Genomic DNA, 4,582 nt, shown 5'->3' on the forward strand with positions numbered 1-4,582 from the left:
CCTGACAATAGTGCAAGTGCTGGAAAATTATACCCCATTGGGAATTTAAATGGAGTGATCCCGTTTTCATTAGTACCTGATTTAGTAAATGCACTAGATGACCTAAATACAAAGTTCATCTGTGTTTGGCGTGCACTTTTAGTATAATATGTTGATTTATTACGAGTTGGATCCAGTGATAACTCATATGCACCTAACCATTCATCAACTACTGGAACTTCTTTTATAAGTGATACTGTAACATAAGCGTGTTTGGCTCCTGATGTCATTGAGTACAAACAATCGTTTACTGTTAAAATGCCACCCGTTGGCAGCCCATGACCATGTGGAACATTATCGTCGTCATTGCCACCTTCATTATTCTGATATGGTTCATTAGTTGCACTGCCATAGCGCGTCAAAAATCCAAAATCATAGGATGCTATCAAAGTAAACAATAGATGGTCAAGGTACGATACCTTATAACTTGCAGTGCTTCTGGGCTGTCCAAAACCGTTATATTCCACCATTCGCTTAAGCGAAGGCTCTATTTCATAATTACTAAAATCAATCCCGCAGTTTAATTTTAAATCATACAATTTCTGGGTGAGGTATTCCAGTGCAGAGCGCGCTTCAGATGGATCATATATTGTTGAAAAATCGTCCCTGCCTGTTGTATCCCAGCTCCCCTTTGCTTTAACAAATAACCCTACCAATACAGGCCACATCTGTTTTAAGCCATTCCGCAATTCTGTATTAACATAATATGTGCTATCATTTCTGTTGTAATTGTATTTTATACTTGTATTACTATTGTCATAAATTGCTCCACCAACTGTAGTATAATCTTCTAGATTAATCATTGCCTCTTTTAATACCTGAGTAAAGGATTTCCCATTTGTAGTAGCTGTTAACAATCCACCAAGTTCATTTATAACATCATATAATGCATTGCGAGCATCAGGATCATTTTTAATTATTTCTTTTAATGCAGATAATAATACATCCATGCCCCGTGTTGCATTACCTAAATAAGTGTTTTTGCTGTTATAAGTAATTGTGCTGTTTGTTTTAACCAACAACTTACCCAACGCTTCCTGTAATAAGGGGAGCTGATTCCCAACATTTTGCCCCTGAGTATCCCGTAAAAATGCTATTATATCAGCCATTACAGTTTCTATTTCACTTCCATGGACATCATATATATATCCAACAACTTTTCTAAGCAAACCAATCAGTTCATTTGAAATCCCAAGATCACTTTCGGCTAACGTATCAACCATTGAATAAAAATCAGTTTCATAATCATACGTATCCGAAGGCCAATCCAAATCATTTTGATTTATCACTCGCCCTAATACTTCACGTATTGCAGGTAAGGTATTCGTTATTTTTCTAATTGTATTTGGATCAGCAGTAATCAATATCCACTGTGGCGGCGCACCTATTTCCTGAACGTTATCATACAGCGCACCACCTAATAATTCATTAAACGTATATTCATCAAGCGATGTGAAACCTTCTTGAATTGCAGGGTATTCATCAAGCATGCTGAAAGGCTCTGACCCTTCAGATCCATTTATAGAATTATTCTGGAATGTGGTGTCATTTTTTCCTGAACACGATAGGAAGAATATAACTGATATAATTATGGTGATATAGGTTTTATAACACTTCATGATGCACCTCAATGTTTCTTGAAAATATAAATAAAATAAACATGATAGTTATCATATGATAATACCGACGTTTCGGTATTTCCTATTCTAAAAAAAAATTGAAAGATCATCATAAAGAAAATGAATAATTTATTTATTTTTAAAATACTTTTCAATACTATATTGAAGTAACCGTCCAGCAGTACTCTTCCATAAATAGATTTTAATACCGACTGGTAAGTATTGTCAACCATTAATTAAAAATTTTACAAAAATTTTTTAATTTTGTTATATTATTATATCTTTTTCGATTTATTATATTATATATATAAAATTAAAAATATATTTTTTATCTAATTTTTTGTTTTGTTTGCTCTCAACATATTACCACTATGATGTTATTCATCTAATCCACCTTTAGCATTTTTTAAAACATTATACTTGTCGTATATATCTTCAATTGTAATCGTAATAAAAAGAGATATTAAAGCTCTGACCCCATTTAGTAGCAATAGTCGCAGCTACTATCGCCTATTTTATTCTTCAAAAAGATCTTTAAAAAAATTATATATTTCATTAAATTCTGTTTTCAGCTTGGAAAAGGATCTGTCTTTCTGAGTGTGGTGAAACGCTCCAGTTGCCACAAAGGTGCTTTGCAATCCCCGCTGTAATAAATACTTATGCATACTCATACCCATGCTAAAAGGTATAATATTGTCAGTTCGCGAATGCAAAATATAAAATTTGCATTTAGGTAATGGCTTGCCTTTTTCAAAAAGCGTCATTTCATTAATTTGCTTAAATTCAGGATTTTCAACTTTCAATGAGTCTATTTTTTTAAAAAGAGCATCACCCAGTACACGTTTCATTTCCTGTCTATCTGTAATCCCTGGTTTAGTTGCAGCAATAGCTTTACTGACCAGCTTTTTTTCTTCATCAGTTATGTGTGGGTGGCGCATAGCGTTAGCAAGTTTAACAATAAAATCAACCTCCATGCCGCTTGTATTATAAAAATGCATAAGCATCTGGCCATTTAGAAATGGGCCATACATAAATATTTTATCTGGATATAATTCCAAAGGTATATCTTTTAAGGCTGCAACCAACATAGTGGCTGAAATACATGCACCAAATCCATTATATTTCCCGGGATAACGCTTACGCACCTCCATATACATTGTCTGTATTTCTTTTGTGGCATCTATTACGTCCCTATCCGTCTCACTTCCGTAAAGATATGGAACTAAAACTTTTCTCCCTGTTGCCAGTGCCAAAGCCTTTGCAAGTTTAACCAATGATGGATGGGTATACCCCTGAGGGGTCATCCCATGAATACAAAAATAATATCTATCATGGTAACCCAATATACGTTGGTATATTGTCATCTTGGTATGTTTACCCTCTTTCAGTGGGAGTGTTACTTCCACTGAACTAACACCCCATGCAGGAATAATCTCATTCATCACCATCATAAACCGTACAACAGGGTTACTGTACACTATTAGGAATATTGAGGAAAATAGCAAAAATAATATCAAAGTGAATATTACTAATTTTTTTATAATTGTAGTACCTTTTATCATCTTCATCCATCCCCTCCCAATTCTGTAACTGTGTAGAAAAGTACTAGCTATTAATTTTTGCAATTATTTTTTAGTTTATAGGCTCTGACCCCTTTAACTATTTTTAGGCTCATAATATAGCTTTAACCCCTTAAATGCATCCAAATATTACATATTGAGTGAGCACTTATTCAAATATGAGTGATTGTTCGCTCATATTTTTATATTATTATTATATAAATTATTAATTTATTTTTACATATCACTTGTTATCAAAATATTGACTTTTTATTTTAAAATTAGTATTATATTATCAATATTATCATTCAACATTGCTGTTCTGCATCTACCTCATAGTTGATATAAAAATTGATAAAAAATCCAGGAGGTATTCAATGGATCTTTTCGACAAATGCCATGCATTTACTCGAGTTGAAGAGGTTAAATCAGTTGGGTTGTATCCTTACTATCATCCTATTACAGAAACTGAAGGGCCTGTGGTCTATATGAATGGCAAGCGCATGATTATGGCTGGTTCCAATAATTATTTGGGCCTTACACATGACCCAAGGGTTAAAAAAGCTGCAATTGATGCAATCAATAAATATGGTACAGGCTGTTCTGGTTCGCGGCTTATTAATGGATCGCTTGATATTCATTTTAAATTGGAAGAAGCTCTGGCAGAATTTGTTGGCAAAGAAGCAGCATGTATCTTTTCTACTGGCTTTCAAACAAATCAAGGAGCTATCGTACCCCTTATAAAAAAGGGAGATTATATTATTTCTGACGCTGAAAATCACGCAAGTATAATTCAGGGAACATTAATTGCAAAAGGATTATGTGGCGATAGCATACTTGTAAAGTTTAATCATAATGATATGGTTGATCTTGAACAAAAAATCTCTGCCCTTCCTTATGAAGCTGGTAAACTAATCGTTGTTGACGGTGTTTTCAGCATGAATGGTAATATTACTCCACTTCCACAAATTGTGGCGATAGCTCATAAATACAACGCCAGAATTATGGTAGATGATGCCCATGCTCTTGGTGTTATTGGTATTGGTGGTAGAGGCACTGCAAGTTATTTTAACCTCACGGAAGAAACAGATATTATAATGGGTACATTTTCAAAAAGTCTAGCTTCTTCAGGCGGTTTTTTAGCTTCAAGCGAACGAGTTATTAATTATATTAAACACCATGCTCCTGCTATAATCTTTAATGCAAGTATGCCAGCTTCAAATGCAGCAGCTGCTGATTTCGTTAAAGGCTTTAAAAATTTCTTAAAGTCAGATTCCAAGAATCTTACAAATAATGGAGGAACTGAAGGCGTTGCAGCAGTTTCAGCTCTTGGTTACGATGCATATATGGTAGCCTGTCTCTTAT

3 protein-coding genes are annotated in these 4,582 nt (G+C 34.1%); 1 reads left to right on the forward strand and 2 read right to left on the reverse strand.

From position 1 onward, the window contains the following. Positions 1-1,658, reverse strand: a 1,658-nt coding sequence (locus tag N3F66_14550; GenBank protein ID MCX8125365.1) for a hypothetical protein, incomplete at its 3' end; no start/stop codon positions are given. 515 nt (positions 1,659-2,173) lie between these two features. After that, positions 2,174-3,226, reverse strand: coding sequence for a hypothetical protein (locus tag N3F66_14555; protein ID MCX8125366.1), 1,053 nt, complete (start codon positions 3,224-3,226; stop codon positions 2,174-2,176). Between the two features lie 368 nt (positions 3,227-3,594). Here N3F66_14555 and N3F66_14560 point away from each other — a divergent pair. After that, positions 3,595-4,582, forward strand: a 988-nt coding sequence (locus N3F66_14560; protein ID MCX8125367.1) for an aminotransferase class I/II-fold pyridoxal phosphate-dependent enzyme, incomplete at its 3' end; no start/stop codon positions are given.

The sequence above is a fragment of the Spirochaetota bacterium genome, assembly GCA_026414805.1.
GTDB lineage: Bacteria > Spirochaetota > UBA4802 > UBA4802 > UB4802 > UBA4802.

Excerpts from the sequence above, each read along its gene's own strand:
- N3F66_14555 (MCX8125366.1), bottom strand. The coding sequence starts at position 3,226 with ATGAAGATGATAAAAGGTACTACAATTATAAAAAAATTAGTAATATTC.